Genomic DNA, 16,467 nt, shown 5'->3' with positions numbered 1-16,467 from the left:
CATGCGCTACGACTCCCCGCTCGCCGCGGTGGGCAACACCCCTCTGGTGTGCCTGCCGCGGCTGTCGCCGTCCGCGGACGTCCGCATCTGGGCGAAGCTGGAGGACCGCAACCCGACGGGTTCGGTCAAGGACCGCCCGGCCCTCCACATGATCGAACAGGCGGAGAAGGACGGCCGGCTGACGCCGGGCTGCACGATCCTTGAGCCCACCTCCGGCAACACCGGCATCTCCCTGGCCATGGCCGCGAAGCTCAAGGGCTACCGCATGGTCTGCGTGATGCCCGAGAACACCTCGCAGGAACGCCGTGACCTGCTGGGCATGTGGGGCGCCGAGATCATCCCCAGCCCCGCAGCCGGTGGCTCCAACACCGCCGTACGGGTCGCCAAGGAACTGTCGGCCGAGCATCCCGACTGGGTGATGCTCTACCAGTACGGCAACCCCGACAACGCGGGCGCGCACTACGCGACGACCGGGCCCGAGATCCTCGCCGACCTCCCCTCGATCACGCACTTCGTGGCGGGGCTGGGGACGACGGGGACGCTGATGGGCGTCGGCCGCTTCCTCCGCGAGCACAAGCCCGACATCAAGATCGTCGCCGCCGAGCCGCGCTACGACGATCTGGTGTACGGCCTGCGCAACCTCGACGAGGGCTTCGTTCCCGAGCTGTACGACGCGTCGGTCCTCACCAGCCGCTTCTCGGTCGGCTCCGCGGACGCGGTGACCCGGACCCGGGAACTCCTTCAGCAGGAGGGCATCTTCGCGGGGGTGTCCACCGGGGCTGCGCTGCACGCCGCGATCGGCGTGGGCAACAAGGCCGTCAAGTCGGGTGAGCCCGCCGACATCGTCTTCATCGTCGCCGACGGCGGGTGGAAGTACCTCTCGACGGGCGTCTACACCGCCAGGACGACAGAGGAAGCGATCGAGACTCTGCAGGGCCAACTCTGGGCGTAAGGGCTCCAACGGCCTTTCTGCCCCTTCGACCCCGTTCGGTTGTGTGTCGGGTGCCGGTGGATGGGGGCTGGTCCAAAAGATTGCGCAGTTCCCCGCGCCCCTAAAAGGGGCGCGGGGAACTGCGCAATCTTTTAGGGGGGTCTGGGGGCGCAGCCCCCAGGAAGGGATGGGACGGGTAGGGGCGGCGGGGGCGAACAAAGCGCCCGTTCAGCCTGCCAGGTAGCGGACCTGGTCCCACAGCACCGGATCCACCACGCCGACCTTCCGCCGGAAGTCCCACACGGGCATCTCCCGCAGCTCGTCCGTCTCAAGGAAGCTGGCCCGCCCGTGGGCATCCCCCACGGCACCCGGCGGCAGCGGAATCACCCCGGCCCGCTCATCGTGGTACTTGCTGGTGATCTTCGCGACGGTCACCCGATCCCCCCGCACAGCAAGCACCAGACATGGCCGGTCCTTACCCCCGGGCCCGTCCTCGTAGGGCACGTTCGCCCACCAGATCTCCGCAGGGCGAGGCCGCGGCGCCCCCCGCCGACGCCCACCCGCCCGCCCCGGCGGACGCGTACGCCCGGCCGGCCGGCGCCCGCGGCGCCCCCAGCCGTCCACCAGCGTCGCGACCAGCGCGAGCAGCACCACCGCCGCGAGCGCGAGCCACCAGGACGTGTCCATACCGAAGAAGGTACCGGCGCGTATCCCCGCTCGCCCCCCGCCCCGAGGGACCCGCGCAGGTCCGGCCCACCTCACGTCCATCCGAACCGGTGACAGCACAGGTGAGTTCGCCCACAACGGCCCCTGGCGGAGGAGCGACCGGCCCTTTTGCGCCTTACGCTCGACGGACCGCACGACCCCCGTTCCCGTATCTGCATCCGAGTATCTGCACCCCGCATTTACTCTCTGCACTTCCTGCCAGCGCGGAGGTTCCAGCTCATATGAAGCTCACCGTCGTCGGCTGCTCGGGGTCGTTCCCGTCCGCGGAATCGGCCTGTTCGAGCTACCTCGTAGAGGCCGACGGCTTCCGGCTGCTCCTCGACATGGGCAACGGTGCCCTTGGCGAGTTGCAGCGCCACTGCGGTCTTTACGACCTCGACGCGATCTTCCTCAGCCATCTGCACGCCGACCACTGCATCGACATGTGCGCGTACTTCGTCGCGCGCTACTACCGCCATGACGGCGGCCGCTGCGCCCCCATCCCGGTCTACGGCCCCGAGGGCACCGAACAGCGCCTGACCACCGCGTACGCCGACACGCCGTCCGCCTCCTCGATGAGCGAGGTCTTCGACTTCCACACGGTCAAGCCGGGCACGTTCGACATAGGCCCGTTCACCGTGCACACGGAGCGGGTGCGCCACCCCGTGGAGGCGTACGGCATCCGGGTGGAGCACGAGGGCGGGTCCCTCACGTACTCCGGGGACACGGGCGTGACCGAGGCCCTGGACGAACTCGCCCGCGACACGGACCTGTTCCTGTGCGAGGCGGCGTTCACCCATGGCAAGGAGAACATCCCCGACCTCCACCTCAACGGCCGCGAGGCAGGCGAGACCGCCGCCCGCGCCGGCGCCCGCCGCCTCCTGCTCACCCACATCCCGCCGTGGACGAATCCCCAGATCAACCTGGAGGACGCGCGTGCGGTGTACGCGGGTCCGGCGGAACTGGCGATGCCCGGGCTGTCGTACGAGATCTGACGGCTCATCGGCTCATCGGCTCATCGGCCATCCGCTCATCAACTCATCCGCACGCGAAGGCCCCCGGAACCCATCGGTTCCGGGGGCCTTCGGCCGTATGACCGGACGGCTCACGCCTTCGTGAGGTCCTCGACCTCCTCATCGGGCTCGCGGCCCGGAGTGGCGAGGTTGAACTTGATGATCGCGAAGCGGAAGACCACGTAGTAGATCACCGCGAAGACCAGACCGATCGGGATGATCATCCAGGGCTTGGTGGCGAGGTTCCAGTTCAGGAAGTAGTCGATGGCGCCGGCCGAGAAGCTGAAGCCGTGGTGCACGCCCAGGGCCCAGGTGACGCCCATCGACAGGGCGGTCAGGACCGCGTGGATCACGTACAGGACCGGCGCGATGAACATGAACGCGAACTCGATGGGTTCGGTGATACCGGTGACGAAGGACGTCAGCGCGAGCGACATCATCATGCCGCCGACGGCCTTGCGGCGCTCGGGACGGGCGCAGTGGGTGATCGCCAGGGCGGCGGCCGGGAGCGCGAACATCATGATGGGGAAGAAGCCCGTCATGAACTGACCGGCGGTCGGGTCGCCATGGAAGAAGCGCGGCAGGTCACCGTGCCACATGGCGCCCGCGGAGTCCTTGTAGGAGCCGATCTCCTGCCAGGCCACGGTGTTCACGAACTGGTGCATGCCGACCGGGAGCAGCGCGCGGTTGATGGCGCCGAAGATGCCCGCGCCGACGGCGCCGAGGCCGGTCATCCACTCACCGAAGTTGGTGATGACGTCGCCGATGGGCTCCCAGACCAGACCGAAGAACACGCCGACCGCGGTGCCGATGAAGGCCATCAGGATCGGCACCAGACGGCGGCCGTTGAAGAAGCCCAGCCAGTCGGGCAGCTTGGTGCGGTGGAAGCGCTGCCAGGTGACGGCGGCTATCAGGCCCATGATGATGCCGCCGAGGACCTTGGGGTCGTTGTACGTCGCGGCGACGTCCGCGCCCTTGGTGACCTTGGCGTCGGTGATCGGGAACGCGGTGAGTACGTTCTTGTAGACCAGGAAGCCGACCAGCGCCGCCAGCGCCGTGGAGCCGTCGGCCTTCTTGGCGAAACCGATGGCGATGCCGACGCAGAACAGCAGCGGCAGGTTGCTGAAGACGGCGTCGCCGGCGGTCATGAACACGGCCGCGACCTTGTTCCAGCCGAGGCCGTCCTTGCCGAACACATCGTCCTGGCCGAGGCGGAGCAGGATGCCCGCCGCCGGCAGCACGGCGATCGGCAGCTGCAGGCTGCGGCCGACCTTCTGCAGGCCCTGGAACAGACCGGATCCCCGCTTCTTTGCGGGGGCCGCCGTTGCGCTGGCGGTGCTCATAGTTCCTCCATGTGCCGGTGCTGCCGGGGGACGGGAAGGGTGAAGAAAGGGGGTGGGCAGCATCCGCGTGGTCTACACCACTCAGTGGTGTAGACCTGTTGTAGCACGGTGAAGGCGGGATAAGGAACCCGCGAATTCTGTGGGCTCGGCCATAACTGGAAGAAGGGGCCGGGAGTGGTTGCAGTCGTGACGAAGGGCCCCCGGACCGGATGGTCCGAGGGCCCTTCGTGAAGACGGGAGCCGCGTGGCCTACGCCTTGGTGATGTCCTCCACCTCGTCCTCGGGCTCCCGCCCCGGAGTCTTGAGATCGAACTTGATGATCGCGAAGCGGAAGATCGCGTAATACACGGCCGCGAAGCACAACCCGATCGGGATGATCGCCCAGGGTTTCGTCGCCAGGCCCCAGTTGATCACGTAGTCGATCAGACCGGCCGAGAAACTGAAGCCGTCGTGCACACCCAGGCCCCAAGTCACCGCCATCGAGACACCGGTGAGCACTGCGTGGATCACGAACAGCAGCGGCGCGATGAACAGGAAGGAGTACTCGATCGGTTCGGTGATGCCCGTGACGAACGACGTCAGCGCCACGGAAAGCATCAGACCGCCGATCTCCTTGCGGCGATGGGGCTTTGCGCAGTGCGCGATGGCGAGCGCGGCGGCCGGCAGCGCGAACATCATGATGGGGAAGAACCCGGACGTGAACTGGCCCGCGTTCGGGTCGCCCGCCAGGAACATGTTGATGTCGCCGTGCACGATCTCGCCGTTGGGCTTGGTGTAACTGCCGAACTGGAACCAGATGGGCACGTTCAGGAACTGGTGCAACCCGATCACCAGCAGCGCCCGGTTGGCCAGACCGAAGACGCCCGCTCCCCAGGCCCCCAGCCCCGACAGCCAGTCGCTGAAATTCTCCAGACCGTCACCGATCGGCGGCCACGCCCACACGCACAGCGAGGCGAATGCCATCGCCACGAACGCCATGATGATCGGCACCAGCCGGCGGCCGTTGAAGAAGCCGAGCCAGTCCACCAGCTTCGTACGGTGGTAGCGCTGCCAGAAGTACGCCGCCAGCAGCCCGATGACGATGCCGCCGAAGACCCCGGGATTCTGGTACGTGAACTCCGCGACGGAGTTGTCGGCCGCCCGGCAGCCGAGTTTGACCTCCACGGAGCCGGACGGGCACTCATCCGGGAATTGGCGCAGCACGTTGTAGTAGACGAGGAAACCCACGACCGCCGCGAGCGCGGTGGAGCCGTCCGCCTTCTTCGCCATGCCGATCGCCACGCCCACACAGAACAGCATCGGCAGCCCGAGGCTGCCGCTGAGCAGCGCGCCGCCCGCGCCGCCCATCACCTTGGAGACGTTGTCCCAGCCGAGCCCGTCCGCGCCGAACACGTCCGGCTGGCCGAGCCGGTTCAGAATGCCCGCGGCCGGCAGCACGGCGATCGGCAGCTGGAGGCTGCGGCCCATCTTCTGCAGGCCCTGGAAGGCGGAATTCCAGCGGGCTCGCGCGGGGGAGACGGCGCTGTCGGCACTCATGGGCGTCCTCCGGGCGGGCCGGTTTGGCGACGGCCCGCCAACTGGTGTAGACCAGTTGGCGACCGGTCGTCCTGTCGTGATCGCCATCATTCGGTACGTACGACATGACCGCTCGCAAAGATGGGCCAACTGTGGGTTACTGCGACAAAGCGGTTCGGATCAGGGAGTAGGACATGGCCACCAAGGCTGAGAAGATCGTCGCCGGGCTCGGCGGCATCGACAACATCGAAGAGGTCGAGGGCTGCATCACCCGCCTCCGCACCGAGGTCCACGACGCCAGCAAGGTCGACGAGGCCGCCCTGAAGGCCGCCGGTGCCCACGGCGTCGTCAAGATGGGCACCGCGATCCAGGTCGTCATCGGCACCGACGCGGACCCGATCGCCGGCGAGATCGAAGACATGATGTGAGCGCCAGGGCTCCGCAGAGCCCTGCCTCACCCCTGAGGGGCTGCTTCCGTAACCGGCGGCAGCCCTTCACCCGTATACGGCTAGGCTCATCGGCATGTCTCGAATCGACGGCCGCACCCCCGAACAGCTGCGCCCCATCACCATCCAGCGTGGCTGGAGCAAGCACGCCGAGGGCTCCGTCCTCGTCTCCTTCGGCGACACCAAGGTCTTCTGCACCGCCTCCGTCACCGAAGGCGTCCCGCGCTGGCGCAAGGGCAGCGGCGAGGGCTGGGTCACCGCCGAGTACTCCATGCTTCCCCGCGCCACCAACACCCGCGGCGACCGCGAGTCGGTCCGCGGCAAGATCGGCGGCCGCACACACGAGATCAGCCGCCTCATCGGCCGCTCGCTGCGCGCCGTCATCGACTACAAGGCGCTCGGCGAGAACACCATCGTCCTCGACTGCGACGTCCTCCAGGCCGACGGCGGTACGCGTACGGCCGCGATCACCGGCGCGTACGTCGCGCTCGCCGACGCCGTCACCTGGGCCCAGGGCAAGAAGCTGGTGAAGGCGGGCCGGCAGCCGCTGACCGGCACGGTGAGCGCCGTCTCCGTAGGAATCGTCGGCGGAGTCCCCCTCCTGGACCTCTGCTACGAGGAGGACGTGAAGGCCGACACCGACATGAACGTCGTCTGCACCGGCGACGGCCGCTTCGTCGAGGTCCAGGGCACGGCGGAGGCGGAGCCCTTCGACCGCAAGGAGCTCAACGCGCTCCTCGACCTCGCCGTCACCGGCTGCGACGAACTCGCGGCCATCCAGCGCGCGGCCCTTGAGGCAACCGCCGGTTAACCCTTCGCGTTCTATAGGGGTACGGGCGTACGGTCCAGCCGTGCGCCCGCCGACCACGTCACGGGCCGAGCCGACCGCACCACGGGTCGAGCCGCCCGTGCCGCGGGTCGGCCACATCATGTCCACGGGGAGGGACCGTTCCATGGCCGCGCGCCACCGCCATCGTCGCCGTACCGCCGCAATCGCCGTCGTCACCGCACTCGTCGCCCTGCCGGCGGCCGTCGGCTGCGACGCGGTCAACAAGGCCCTGGACTGCGTCCAGACCGCCGACTCGATCGCCGACAGCGTCACCGACCTCCAGCAGGCCGTCGAGAACGCGGCGAACGACCCGACGCAGACCGACGAGTCCCTCAACTCCATAGAGAAGAACCTCGACAAGATCGGCGACAAGACCGACAACGCCGACGTCAACAAGGCGGTCGACGACCTCAACAAGGCCGTCGGAAACGTCCGTACGGCCGTCAAGAACGGCGACAGCACCCCCGACATCAGCCCGGTGACGGACGCAGCGGGAGAGCTGACGAAGGTCTGCACGCCGTAAGAGCCGCCCGGGGGCTTGGGGATACCGGCTTGGGATACTGAGGACCATGACCCGCCTGATCCTCGCCACCCGCAACGCCGGAAAGATCACCGAGCTGAAGGCGATCCTCGCCGACGCAGGTCTCACCCACGACCTCGTCGGCGCGGACGCCTACCCCGACATCCCCGACGTCAAGGAAACCGGCGTCACTTTCGCCGAGAACGCCCTCCTCAAGGCCCACGCCCTGGCCCGGGCCACGGGCCTCCCGGCCGTCGCCGACGACTCCGGCCTCTGCGTCGACGTCCTGGGCGGCGCCCCCGGCATCTTCTCCGCCCGCTGGGCAGGACAGCACGGAGACGACCGCGCCAACTTGAACCTCCTCCTCGCCCAGCTGTCCGACATCGACGAGTCCCACCGGGGCGCCCACTTCGCCTGCGCGGCGGCCCTGGCCCTGCCGGACGGCACGGAACGGGTGGTCGAGGGCCAGCTGAGGGGCGTACTGCGCCACGCTCCGGTCGGCACGAACGGGTTCGGGTACGACCCGATCCTCCAGCCGGAGGGGGAGACGCGGACCTGCGCGGAGATGTCCGCCGAGGAGAAGAACGCGATCAGTCACCGGGGGAAGGCGTTCAGGGCGCTGGTGCCGGTGGTGCGGGAGTTGTTGGGCTGAGGCCAGATACGGGAACGGCCTGCGGATCCTTCGATTCGCAGGCCGTTTACTGTGCGGCGGAAGGGATTCGAACCCTCAAGCCGTTTCACGGGCCACAGATCCTAAGTCTGCTGCGTCAGCCGTTGCGCCACCGCCGCCAGCCGCCTGCCATCGTACCGGTCACGAGGATGCCGGTGAGCGGGGGTTTCCTTCTGCCGGGCAGGGCCCGGGAGTTGACCTTCCGCTGATCAGCAGTCAGGCCTCCCGGGCCCGCGGACCGGTCTCAGATCCCCAGATCCTTGATGATCTTCGCCACGTGCCCCGTCGCCTTCACGTTGTACAGCGCCCGCTCGACCTTGCCCTCCTCGTCCACGATCACCGTGGAGCGGATGACGCCGACGTAGGTCTTGCCGTAGTTCATCTTCTCGCCGAAGGCGCCGTACGCCTGGAGGACCGTCTTGTCGGGGTCGCCGACGAGCGTGACCTTCAGGTTCTCCTTCTCGCGGAACTTGGCGAGCTTCTCGGGCTTGTCGGGGGAGACGCCGATGACGTCGTAGCCGGCGGTCGCGAGGACGTCGAGATTGTCCGTGAAGTCGCAGGCCTGCTTCGTGCAGCCGGGGGTCAGGGCGGCCGGGTAGAAGTAGACGATGACCTTGCGGCCCTTGTGGTCGGCGAGGGAGACCTCGTTGCCGTCGGCATCGGGCAGGGTGAAGGCGGGGGCGGTGTCGCCGGGCTGGAGTCGCTCGCTCATCGGTACCTCACGTGGCCGGGGGATGGGATGGATACGGAACGAGCGTAATGGGGGGTGCCGGGGGGTGCGGCGCGGTCCGAGCTGACAGACTGTCGAGGGCAGAGAGTCAGAACACGACCACGGAGGCAGCGCGGTGTCGGATACGTCGAGCACGCCGGATACCAGGACTCCGGCGCAGATCGAGGCGGAAATCAAGCGCCGCCGCGAAACCCTCGCCGAGACTCTCGACGAGATCGGCGTGCGGGTGCACCCGAAGACGATCGTCGGCGACGCCAAGGCCAAGGTCGCCTCGAACATCGACCACACGCTCGGCCGCGCCTACGTCGGCGTCAACCGGGTCGTCGGCGATGTGAAGAGCCAGTTCGTCACCGAGGAGGGCGCGCCGCGGCTCGAACGCATCGTGCCGGTGGCGTTGGCCGTGGTGGGGGTCGTCGGCCTGTTCGTCGTGAGCTCGCGGCGACGCAAGGGCTGACCCGCAGGCGTACGAAATCGACCGGGGCAGGTAGGTTCGGGGCGTGAGCGCCAATCGCGATAAGCACAGCACCCAGCACGACAAGTTGCCCATCCGCATGCTGCACGACCGCGTGCTGGTGCGGCAGGACGCCGCCGAGGGCGAGCGGCGTTCCGGCGGCGGCATCCTGATCCCGGCGACGGCGGCCGTCGGCCGGCGTCTCGCCTGGGCCGATGTCGTCGCGGTCGGACAGAACGTCCGGACGGTGGAGCCGGGCGACCGCGTCCTGTACGACCCGGAGGACCGCGCCGAGGTCGAGGTGCGCGGGATCGCGTACGTGCTGATGCGCGAGCGGGATCTGCACGCCGTGGCCGCGGACCGGTTCGAGGGGTCCGAGGACTCGACGGGCCTGTACTTGTAGGACGCCGCCGTAGGGCGCCTTCTGTTTGTGGGGCGTACCGCCGTCGAAGGGGCTGGTGACCATGGTCACCAGCCCCTTTTGCCATTCTTTGCTACCTTGGAAGGACCCCGACGAGACGCGCCGTACCGGGACGTACGCAAAGACGACGCACCCCCGTCAAGCCCGTCTCTCGGAGGTGCCTCTCATGGCCTGGGTTCTGCTGCTCGTCGCCGGTCTGCTCGAAGTCGGCTGGTCGATCGGGATGAAGTACACGGACGGCTTCACGCGACTGGTTCCGAGCGTTCTCACGGGCGCGGGCATCGTCGCGAGCATGGTCCTGCTGTCGTACGCCGCCAAGTCGCTGCCCATCGGCACCGCCTACGGCGTGTGGGTCGGCATCGGCGCGGCCGGTGCGGCGGTGCTCGGCATGGTCGTGCTGGGTGAGCCGGCGACCGCCGCCCGGATCTTCTTCGTGTGTCTGCTGCTGGTGGCCGTGGTGGGGCTGAAGGTCACCTCCGGCCACTGACCTCGGTCCCTTTCTCCCTCACCTCAGTGTTTTCGTGAGGTGAACCCGCTCAGCGGCCCCGCGGTCGTCCCCGTCGTCGTTCCGTCGCTGGTGGTGCCGTCCGTCGTGCCGCCCGTGGCGGTGCCACCGTCTGTCGTGGTGCCGTCCGTGGTGCCGGTGGTGGTGCCGCCGTCCGTGGTGGTGCCGTCCGTGGTCGTGCCGTCGGTCGTCTGGCCTTGCGTCTGCCCTTGGGTCTGGCCCTGGTTCTGGCCTTGCGTCTGTCCCTGCGTCTGGCCTTGGTCCTGCCCCTGCGTCTGGCCTTGGTTCTGGCCCTGCGTCTGCCCCTGGTCCTGGCCCTGGATGTCCTGGCCGGGCGTCGTGGCGCCGCCGGTGGTCGGGGTGGTGGGCGGTTCGACCGGGGGAGGTGTCGTCTCCTCGGCGCCCGGCTGGAGCTGGAGGTCGAACTCCGTCGCGGTGGTGCCCTTGAGGGCGGCCTTGGTGAACTGGGCCCAGATCTGCGCCGGGTAGCCGCCGCCGTTGATACGGGGCTGGCCGAGGGCGCCGTACAGGGACTTGTGGGCGCCCGTCTCGGGGTCCTGGCCCATGACGGAGACGACGGTGGCGAGGTCGGGGGTGTAGCCCGCGAACCAGGCGGCCTGGTCCTCCTCGGCGGTGCCGGTCTTGCCCGCGGCGGGGCGGTCGGCGGCCAGCGCGGCCGTGCCGGTACCGCCCTCGACGACGCTCTGCAGCATGGACGTGGTCGTGTCGGCGGCCTCGCGGCTCACCGCCTTCTTGGTGCTCTGGTCGGGCAACTGCACATCCGGCGCGCCTTCGTTGGTGATCTTCTCGACGAGGCTGTAGGTGCCGCGCTCACCGTGGTTGGCGAGCGTGGCGTACGCCTGCGCCATGTCGAGGACGCTGGCGGTGGCCGGGCCGAGCGCGATGGACGGGGTGGCGGTCAGGTCGGGGGTGCTGGACGGGATCCCGAGGTCCACGGCCGTCTCCTTGACCTTGTCGGGGCCGACGTCGACGGCCATCTGCGCGTACACCGAGTTGACGGACTTGTCGGTCGCGGTGCGCACGGTGATGGGGCCGTACGAGACGCCGTCCTCGTTCTCGGGCGCGTAGTAGCCGCCGTTCCAGCCTTGTACGGGGCGCTTGTTGGTGCCGTCGTAGATGGTGTTCGGGGTGATCATCCGGCCGTCCTGGGTCTGCGAGAAGTTCTGCGCGGCCGAGGTGAAGACGAACGGCTTGAAGGTGGAGCCGACTTGGTAGTCGCGGCGGGTCGCGTTGTTGACGTACTGCTTGGTGTAGTCGATGCCGCCGTACATCGCGACGACCTTGCCGTTGGACGGGTCGATGGCGACGCCGCCCGCGCGGACGTAGTTGTCGACCTTGCGGTTCTTCTTGTCGAGCTTGTCCATCACCTGGTCGTTGACGGCCTTCACGAAGGCGTCCTGCTTGGGCTTCTCCAGCGTGGTGGTGATGCGGTAGCCGCCGGTCGCCAGGGTGTCCTCGTCGATGATTTTGTTCGACGTCAGATAGTCCTTGACGGCCTGCACCAGGTAGCCGCGCTGGCCGGACATGCCCGCGGAGCCCTTGGCCTGCTTCGGCATCGGGAACGTGACGTTCTCGCGGTCCGACTGGCTCAGCCACTTCTTCTTGACCATGCCGTCGAGGACGTAGTTCCAGCGGGCGACGGCCGCGGACTTGTTCTCGGGGTGCGCGATCACGTCGAACTCGCTGGGCGCGTTGAGGAGTGCCGCGAGGTAGGCGCCCTGACCGACCGTCAGGTCCTTTGCGTCCACGCCGTAGTAGGCCTGGGCGGCGGCCTGGATGCCGTACGCGTTGCGGCCGTAGTAGCTGGTGTTGAGGTAGCCCTCAAGGATGTCGTCCTTGCTCTTCTCCCGGTCGAGCTTGATGGAGATGAAGAACTCCTTGATCTTCCGGGTGGCGGTCTGCTCCTGGCCCAGGTAGTAGTTCTTCACGTACTGCTGGGTGATCGTCGAACCGGACTGCTTGCCCTTGCCGGTGGCCGTGTTCCAGCCGGCACGGAGCATCGCCTTCGGGTCGATGGCCGACTCGGTGTAGAAGTCCCGGTCCTCGGCGGCGAGGGTCGCGTGCTGGGCGGCCTTGGAGATCTGCGCGAGCGTCACGTTCTCGCGGTTGACCTCGCCGTCGCGGGCGAGCTGGCTGCCGTCGGCGTACAGGTAGACGTTGCTCTGCTTGGTCGCTGCGGCGTTCGCCGGCGGGATCTTGACCAGGTAGTAGCCGAGCGCGAAGAGGCCGATCAAGAGCAGTATCACGACGATGAACGTGCCGAGCACGATCCGCCAGGTCGGGATGAACCGACGCCAGCCGGTGCGCGTCCGCTTCTGCTTCTTGCCGGGTCTGCCGGGCTCACCCGGTGCTCCCTGCGGTCCCGGTCCCGGTCCCGATCCCGATCCCGATCCCGATCCCGAACCTGGTCCCGGTTCCGGGTTCCTCGGTGCCCAGCCCTGGCTGTTCTGCTGCGGCTGCGGCTCGTCGCTCATGTGTCGCCGGACTCCTGTTTCGCATGCATACGTTCCCGTACGCCCTCGTACGCCTTGTGCGCCCCCTCTTGAAGACTGTCGCACCAAGCGTTCCGTTCCCTGAGCCCGGCACGCGTCGCGCCCGGAAAATGCCTGGCAGGCGAGGACGTCGGCGGACTAGGCTGCTGCGCTTTGGCTCAACGCGGCGGAAGGGGACGGTGTTGTGGGTGCAGGGCGGTTGTACGCGGCCGTCGCGAGGGGCGGGTTCCGGCGGTACGCCACCTATCGGTCGGCGACGGCGGCGGGGGTGTTCACCAACACCGTCTTCGGGCTGATCCTGGCGTACACCTTCATCGCGTTGTGGGACGCCAAGCCGCACCTCGGCGGCTACGACCAGGCGCAGGCGCTCACCTATGTGTGGCTCGGGCAGGCGTTGCTGGCGGTGATGGCGGTGATGGGCGGCGGCTTCGAGGAGGAGCTGATCGAGAGAATCCGTACGGGTGACATCGCGATCGACCTGTACCGGCCCGCCGATCTGCAGCTGTGGTCGCTGGCCCAGGACGCGGGGCGGGCGCTGTTCCATCTGCTGGGGCGGGGGGTGGTTCCGCTGGCGTTCGGCGCGGTCTTCTTCGACCTGGCGCTGCCCGCCGACCCGCTGACCTGGATCGCGTTCATCGTCGCGGTCGTTCTCGGGGTGCTCGTCAGCTTCTCGATCCGCTATCTGGTGGCGCTGTCGGCGTTCTGGCTTCTGGACGGGGCGGGCGTGACGCAGCTGGCCCTGATCGCCGGGATCTTCTGCTCGGGGATGATGCTGCCGCTGAACGTGTTCCCGGGCGCGCTGGGCGAGTTCGTCCGCGCGCTGCCCTGGTCGTCCCTGGTCCAGGCGCCGGTGGACGTCCTGCTCGGCACGGCGGATCCCCTGCCCACGTACGCCTTCCAGGGGGCCTGGGCGCTCGGACTGCTGGGGCTCGGGCGGCTGTTGCAGTCGGCGGCGACGCGGAGGGTGGTCGTGCAGGGTGGCTAGCCCGGTGAAGGAGAAGCAGCGAGTGGTGGCCTCCTGGCCGCCCGAGCGGCAGGGGGCGTACGCCCGCGTATGTGACGGGCTGCGGGCGTACCGCATGATCGCCGCCATGTGGATCCGCTCCACGATGGCCTACCGCGCCTCCTTCGTGCTGGCCGTCACGGGCAACCTCGTGGTGAGCGGCCTGGACTTCGTCGCGATCCTGCTGATGTTCTCGCAGGTCGACCGGCTCGGCGGCTACAGCCTGCCCGAGGTCGCCTTCCTGTACGGCGCCTCGGCCGCCGCCTTCGGGCTCTCGCAGCTGGCGTTCGGTTCGTTGGACCGGCTGGGGAGCCGGGTGCGCGACGGCACGCTCGACACGCTCCTCGTGCGTCCCGTGCCCGTGCTCGCGCAGGTCGCCGCGGACCGCTTCGCGCTGCGCCGCCTCGGCCGGATCACGCAGGGGCTGCTGATCCTCGGGTACGCGATCGCCGCCCTCGACATCTCCTGGACGCCGCTCAAGATGCTGATGCTCCCGCTGATGCTGCTCAGCGGCGGTGTGATCTTCTCGGCGGTGTTCGTGGCGGGCGCGGCCTTCCAGTTCGTCGCGCAGGACGCCTCCGAGGTGCAGAACTCCTTCACGTACGGCGGCAGCACGCTCCTTCAGTATCCGCCGACCGTCTTCGCCAAGGACCTGGTGCGCGGGGTGACGTTCGTCCTCCCGCTCGCCTTCGTCAACTGGCTGCCCGCGCTGTATGTGCTGGGGCGGCCCTATCCGCTCGACCTGCCGACGTGGGTCGCCTTCGCACCGCCGCTGGTGGCGGCGGGCTGCTGTGCGCTGGCGGGGATCGCCTGGCGTGCGGGACTTCGTTCGTATCGCAGTACGGGGAGCTGAACTCGGCGTGGAAACAGATCTGTTGGCCAAGGACCCGATGGACGCCTTCATCGAGCTCGACGGCGTCGAGAAGGTCTTCGACGTACGCAAGAAGACCGGCTTCCTGCGCAGTGAACGGCGTCAGGTGCGGGCGGTGGACTCCCTCTCCTTCACCGTGCCGCGCGGCGAGATGGTCGGCTACATCGGCCCGAACGGCGCGGGCAAGTCGACCACCATCAAGATGCTGACCGGCATCCTCACGCCGAGCGGCGGCCGGCTGCGGGTCGCGGGCATCGACCCGTCGCGCGAGCGCACCCGCCTCGCGCGGCGCATCGGGGTGGTGTTCGGGCAGCGTACGACCCTGTGGTGGGACCTCCCGCTGATCGACTCGTACCGGCTGATGCACCGCATGTACCGCATCCCGGACGGGCGTTACCGCGACAACCTCGACCGCTGCGTCGAACTCCTCGAACTCGGCGACCTGTTGGACGTTCCCGTCCGCCAGCTCTCCCTGGGACAGCGGATGCGCGGCGACATCGCGGCCGCGCTGCTGCACGACCCGGAGGTGCTCTACCTCGACGAGCCGACGATCGGGCTCGATGTGATCAGCAAGGCGCGTGTCCGGGAGTTCCTGCGGGACCTCAACGCCGAGCGCGGTACGACCGTCCTGCTCACCACGCACGACCTCACCGACATCGAGCAGCTGTGCCGGCGGGTGATGGTCATCGACCACGGGCGGCTGATGTACGACGGTCCGCTGACGGGGCTGCACGAGGTGGGGGAGAGCGAACGGACGCTGGTGGTGGACCTGGAGAGGGAGCTTCCGCCGATCGAGGTGGAGGTGGCGCGGGTGGTGAAGGTGGAGGGACCGCGGCAGTGGCTCGCCTTCCCGGCGGCCCAGTCGGCGGCTCCGCTGGTGGCGCGGATCGCGGCGGAGTATCCGCTCGTCGACCTCTCCGTGCGCGAGCCCGACATCGAGGCCGTCATCGCGAAGATGTACGCACAGGACGGCGCGGAGAAGGCGGTCTCGTAGCGGGCCGCATAGCCCGTGCGGCGGGGAACTCGTAGGCTGCTGCCCATGACCGACGACGAACTCCCGGAGCTGCGAGCCTCCGACGCCGATCGTGAACGAGTCTCCGAACAGCTGAGGGACGCCCTTGCCGAGGGCCGCCTCGACATGGAGGAGTTCGAGGAGCGGCTGGAGGCGACGTACAAGGCACGCACGTACGGAGAGCTGGCGCCGATCACCCGTGATCTGCCGGGCCCGGCCGCCGTGGCGCCACCCGTCTCCATGGTCAAGCAGCCTGCGGAGAGCGGGAGTTGGGCAGGCCGGATCGTCGGCGGCGAGGGCTCGTCGGCATGGGCCGTCGCGATCATGTCGGGCTTCGAGCGCAAGGGCCGCTGGACCGTACCCCGGCGGTTCAACTCCTTCGCCTTCTGGGGCGGCGGTGAGATCGACCTGCGCGAGGCGAACTTCGCGGACCGCGAGGTCGTGATCAACTGCGTCGCCATCATGGGCGGCGTGAACGTCGTCGTACCGCCCGGCGTCGAGGTCGTCGTCCGCGGCATCGGCATCATGGGCGGCTTCGACCACCGCGAGGAGGGGCAGCCCGGCGAGCCCGGCGCCCCCCGCGTCATCGTCACCGGCTTCGCCTTCTGGGGCGGCGTCGGCGTCGAACGCAAACTGACCCGCGCCGAACGCCTCCGCATCAAGGAGGAGCGCCGCCAGGAGAAACTCGAACGCAAGGCGGCCCGCAAGGAGTTGCAGGGCTCGGGCTCGGACAGCAACGGCCTGGGCGAGATGTTCGACGCCCTTGACGAGGCCCGCGACCTGATCCGGGAGCGCCACGAGGACCGCAGGGAACGTCACGAGGAGCGCAGGGAGCGACACAGGGAGCGCCGGGAGGAGCGCCATCGCCGGAGGAACGGCGGCTACTAGGACGACTAGAAATCCGGCGACTACTGTTCTCCGGCCGGCTGGGGCGCCCCTTTTAGGGGCGCGGGGCTGTGACATTGTGCGGCTCCGCCGCGTGGGCGCGA

18 protein-coding genes, 1 tRNA gene and 1 riboswitch are annotated in these 16,467 nt (G+C 68.7%); of the genes, 13 read left to right on the top strand and 6 right to left on the bottom strand.

The genetic code is table 11. The features are described 5' to 3' along the window. Position 1: 1 nt before the first annotated feature. The gene (locus tag AB5J50_RS19755) at positions 2-952 is read left to right on the top strand and encodes a PLP-dependent cysteine synthase family protein (protein ID WP_369259786.1); all 951 of its coding nucleotides are present in this window, start codon (positions 2-4) and stop codon (positions 950-952) included. 207 nt (positions 953-1,159) lie between these two features. On the opposite strand, the gene AB5J50_RS19750 is transcribed toward AB5J50_RS19755, so the two are convergent. Beyond that, positions 1,160-1,618 carry a type II toxin-antitoxin system PemK/MazF family toxin gene (locus tag AB5J50_RS19750; RefSeq protein WP_369259785.1) on the bottom strand — a complete coding sequence of 153 codons (459 nt, stop codon included), beginning with the start codon at positions 1,616-1,618 and terminating at the stop codon, positions 1,160-1,162. Between the two features lie 260 nt (positions 1,619-1,878). Here AB5J50_RS19750 and AB5J50_RS19745 point away from each other — a divergent pair, with 260 nt between their 5' ends. Next, positions 1,879-2,631, top strand: coding sequence for an MBL fold metallo-hydrolase (locus AB5J50_RS19745; RefSeq protein WP_369259784.1), 753 nt, complete (start codon positions 1,879-1,881; stop codon positions 2,629-2,631). 110 nt (positions 2,632-2,741) lie between these two features. On the opposite strand, the gene AB5J50_RS19740 is transcribed toward AB5J50_RS19745, so the two are convergent. Then, entirely contained in the window at positions 2,742-3,992 is a 1,251-nt protein-coding gene (locus AB5J50_RS19740) for a PTS transporter subunit EIIC (RefSeq protein WP_369259783.1), read from the bottom strand. Positions 3,993-4,241: 249 nt separating this feature from the next. Then, positions 4,242-5,528 carry a PTS transporter subunit EIIC gene (locus AB5J50_RS19735; protein WP_369259782.1) on the bottom strand — a complete coding sequence of 429 codons (1,287 nt, stop codon included), beginning with the start codon at positions 5,526-5,528 and terminating at the stop codon, positions 4,242-4,244. Positions 5,529-5,701: 173 nt separating this feature from the next. Here AB5J50_RS19735 and AB5J50_RS19730 point away from each other — a divergent pair, with 173 nt between their 5' ends. The 4 genes from AB5J50_RS19730 to rdgB all read left to right on the top strand — a co-directional run bounded on the left by AB5J50_RS19730 (position 5,702) and on the right by rdgB (position 7,954). Next, on the top strand, positions 5,702-5,935 hold the full coding sequence (locus AB5J50_RS19730) for a PTS glucose/sucrose transporter subunit IIB (RefSeq protein ID WP_327429038.1): 234 nt from the start codon (positions 5,702-5,704) through the stop codon (positions 5,933-5,935). A gap of 94 nt (positions 5,936-6,029) precedes the next feature. After that, complete coding sequence (gene rph / locus AB5J50_RS19725; RefSeq protein ID WP_330304878.1) at positions 6,030-6,764, top strand: ribonuclease PH; 735 nt, start codon at positions 6,030-6,032, stop codon at positions 6,762-6,764. Positions 6,765-6,906: 142 nt separating this feature from the next. Beyond that, entirely contained in the window at positions 6,907-7,305 is a 399-nt protein-coding gene (locus tag AB5J50_RS19720; RefSeq protein ID WP_327435040.1) for a hypothetical protein, read from the top strand. Between the two features lie 46 nt (positions 7,306-7,351). Beyond that, positions 7,352-7,954 carry an RdgB/HAM1 family non-canonical purine NTP pyrophosphatase gene (gene rdgB / locus AB5J50_RS19715; protein WP_369259781.1) on the top strand — a complete coding sequence of 201 codons (603 nt, stop codon included), beginning with the start codon at positions 7,352-7,354 and terminating at the stop codon, positions 7,952-7,954. A 52-nt stretch (positions 7,955-8,006) separates the two neighbouring features. On the opposite strand, the gene AB5J50_RS19710 is transcribed toward rdgB, so the two are convergent. Both AB5J50_RS19710 and bcp read right to left on the bottom strand, forming a co-directional pair. Further along, positions 8,007-8,091 (bottom strand) — tRNA-Leu (locus tag AB5J50_RS19710). Positions 8,092-8,216: 125 nt separating this feature from the next. Beyond that, on the bottom strand, positions 8,217-8,684 hold the full coding sequence (gene bcp / locus AB5J50_RS19705; protein ID WP_327429034.1) for a thioredoxin-dependent thiol peroxidase: 468 nt from the start codon (positions 8,682-8,684) through the stop codon (positions 8,217-8,219). Positions 8,685-8,817: 133 nt separating this feature from the next. On the opposite strand from bcp, the gene AB5J50_RS19700 reads away from it, so the two are divergent. The 3 genes from AB5J50_RS19700 (at position 8,818) to sugE (ending at position 10,061) form a co-directional block, all read left to right on the top strand. After that, on the top strand, positions 8,818-9,156 hold the full coding sequence (locus AB5J50_RS19700; RefSeq protein WP_327429033.1) for a DUF3618 domain-containing protein: 339 nt from the start codon (positions 8,818-8,820) through the stop codon (positions 9,154-9,156). Between the two features lie 43 nt (positions 9,157-9,199). After that, complete coding sequence (locus tag AB5J50_RS19695; RefSeq protein ID WP_327429032.1) at positions 9,200-9,556, top strand: co-chaperone GroES; 357 nt, start codon at positions 9,200-9,202, stop codon at positions 9,554-9,556. 80 nt (positions 9,557-9,636) lie between these two features. Beyond that, positions 9,637-9,708, top strand: a riboswitch (guanidine-III (ykkC-III) riboswitch). A gap of 32 nt (positions 9,709-9,740) precedes the next feature. Continuing rightward, positions 9,741-10,061 (top strand): quaternary ammonium compound efflux SMR transporter SugE, encoded by a 321-nt coding sequence (gene sugE, locus AB5J50_RS19690; protein ID WP_266828021.1) that lies wholly within the window; start codon positions 9,741-9,743, stop codon positions 10,059-10,061. Between the two features lie 23 nt (positions 10,062-10,084). Here sugE and AB5J50_RS19685 read toward each other — a convergent pair whose 3' ends face one another. Next, the gene (locus AB5J50_RS19685; RefSeq protein ID WP_369259780.1) at positions 10,085-12,574 is read right to left on the bottom strand and encodes a transglycosylase domain-containing protein; all 2,490 of its coding nucleotides are present in this window, start codon (positions 12,572-12,574) and stop codon (positions 10,085-10,087) included. 202 nt (positions 12,575-12,776) lie between these two features. On the opposite strand from AB5J50_RS19685, the gene AB5J50_RS19680 reads away from it, so the two are divergent. From AB5J50_RS19680 to AB5J50_RS19665, 4 genes are read left to right on the top strand one after another with little or no spacing between them, the layout of a single operon-like run. After that, positions 12,777-13,577, top strand: a complete 801-nt coding sequence (locus tag AB5J50_RS19680; RefSeq protein WP_369259779.1) for an ABC transporter permease — start codon at positions 12,777-12,779, stop codon at positions 13,575-13,577. A gap of 22 nt (positions 13,578-13,599) precedes the next feature. After that, entirely contained in the window at positions 13,600-14,448 is an 849-nt protein-coding gene (locus tag AB5J50_RS19675) for an ABC transporter permease (protein WP_369265451.1), read from the top strand. Positions 14,449-14,485: 37 nt separating this feature from the next. Beyond that, on the top strand, positions 14,486-15,460 hold the full coding sequence (locus tag AB5J50_RS19670) for an ATP-binding cassette domain-containing protein (protein ID WP_369265450.1): 975 nt from the start codon (positions 14,486-14,488) through the stop codon (positions 15,458-15,460). A 45-nt stretch (positions 15,461-15,505) separates the two neighbouring features. Continuing rightward, a complete protein-coding gene (locus AB5J50_RS19665) occupies positions 15,506-16,366 on the top strand; it encodes a DUF1707 domain-containing protein (RefSeq protein WP_369259778.1) in 861 nt (286 codons plus the stop codon). Positions 16,367-16,467 lie beyond the last annotated feature (101 nt).

The organism is Streptomyces sp. R35, from assembly GCF_041053035.1.
GTDB lineage: Bacteria > Actinomycetota > Actinomycetes > Streptomycetales > Streptomycetaceae > Streptomyces > Streptomyces lutosisoli.
The sequence above is the reverse complement of the archived record's forward strand: the minus strand, read 5'-3'. Positions and strand labels throughout refer to the sequence as shown.

What these genes read in the sequence shown, in the direction of transcription:
- AB5J50_RS19720 (WP_327435040.1), top strand. Translation starts at nt 6,907, where the DNA reads ATGGCCGCGCGCCACCGCCATCGTCGCCGTACCGCCGCAATCGCCGTC.
- AB5J50_RS19685 (WP_369259780.1), bottom strand. Translation starts at nt 12,574, where the DNA reads ATGAGCGACGAGCCGCAGCCGCAGCAGAACAGCCAGGGCTGGGCACCG.
- AB5J50_RS19665 (WP_369259778.1), top strand. Translation starts at nt 15,506, where the DNA reads ATGACCGACGACGAACTCCCGGAGCTGCGAGCCTCCGACGCCGATCGT.
- AB5J50_RS19735 (WP_369259782.1), bottom strand. Translation starts at nt 5,528, where the DNA reads ATGAGTGCCGACAGCGCCGTCTCCCCCGCGCGAGCCCGCTGGAATTCC.
- sugE (WP_266828021.1), top strand. Translation starts at nt 9,741, where the DNA reads ATGGCCTGGGTTCTGCTGCTCGTCGCCGGTCTGCTCGAAGTCGGCTGG.
- rdgB (WP_369259781.1), top strand. Translation starts at nt 7,352, where the DNA reads ATGACCCGCCTGATCCTCGCCACCCGCAACGCCGGAAAGATCACCGAG.
- bcp (WP_327429034.1), bottom strand. Translation starts at nt 8,684, where the DNA reads ATGAGCGAGCGACTCCAGCCCGGCGACACCGCCCCCGCCTTCACCCTG.
- AB5J50_RS19745 (WP_369259784.1), top strand. Translation starts at nt 1,879, where the DNA reads ATGAAGCTCACCGTCGTCGGCTGCTCGGGGTCGTTCCCGTCCGCGGAA.
- AB5J50_RS19730 (WP_327429038.1), top strand. Translation starts at nt 5,702, where the DNA reads ATGGCCACCAAGGCTGAGAAGATCGTCGCCGGGCTCGGCGGCATCGAC.
- AB5J50_RS19750 (WP_369259785.1), bottom strand. Translation starts at nt 1,618, where the DNA reads ATGGACACGTCCTGGTGGCTCGCGCTCGCGGCGGTGGTGCTGCTCGCG.
- AB5J50_RS19755 (WP_369259786.1), top strand. Translation starts at nt 2, where the DNA reads ATGCGCTACGACTCCCCGCTCGCCGCGGTGGGCAACACCCCTCTGGTG.
- rph (WP_330304878.1), top strand. Translation starts at nt 6,030, where the DNA reads ATGTCTCGAATCGACGGCCGCACCCCCGAACAGCTGCGCCCCATCACC.
- AB5J50_RS19740 (WP_369259783.1), bottom strand. Translation starts at nt 3,992, where the DNA reads ATGAGCACCGCCAGCGCAACGGCGGCCCCCGCAAAGAAGCGGGGATCC.
- AB5J50_RS19670 (WP_369265450.1), top strand. Translation starts at nt 14,486, where the DNA reads ATGGACGCCTTCATCGAGCTCGACGGCGTCGAGAAGGTCTTCGACGTA.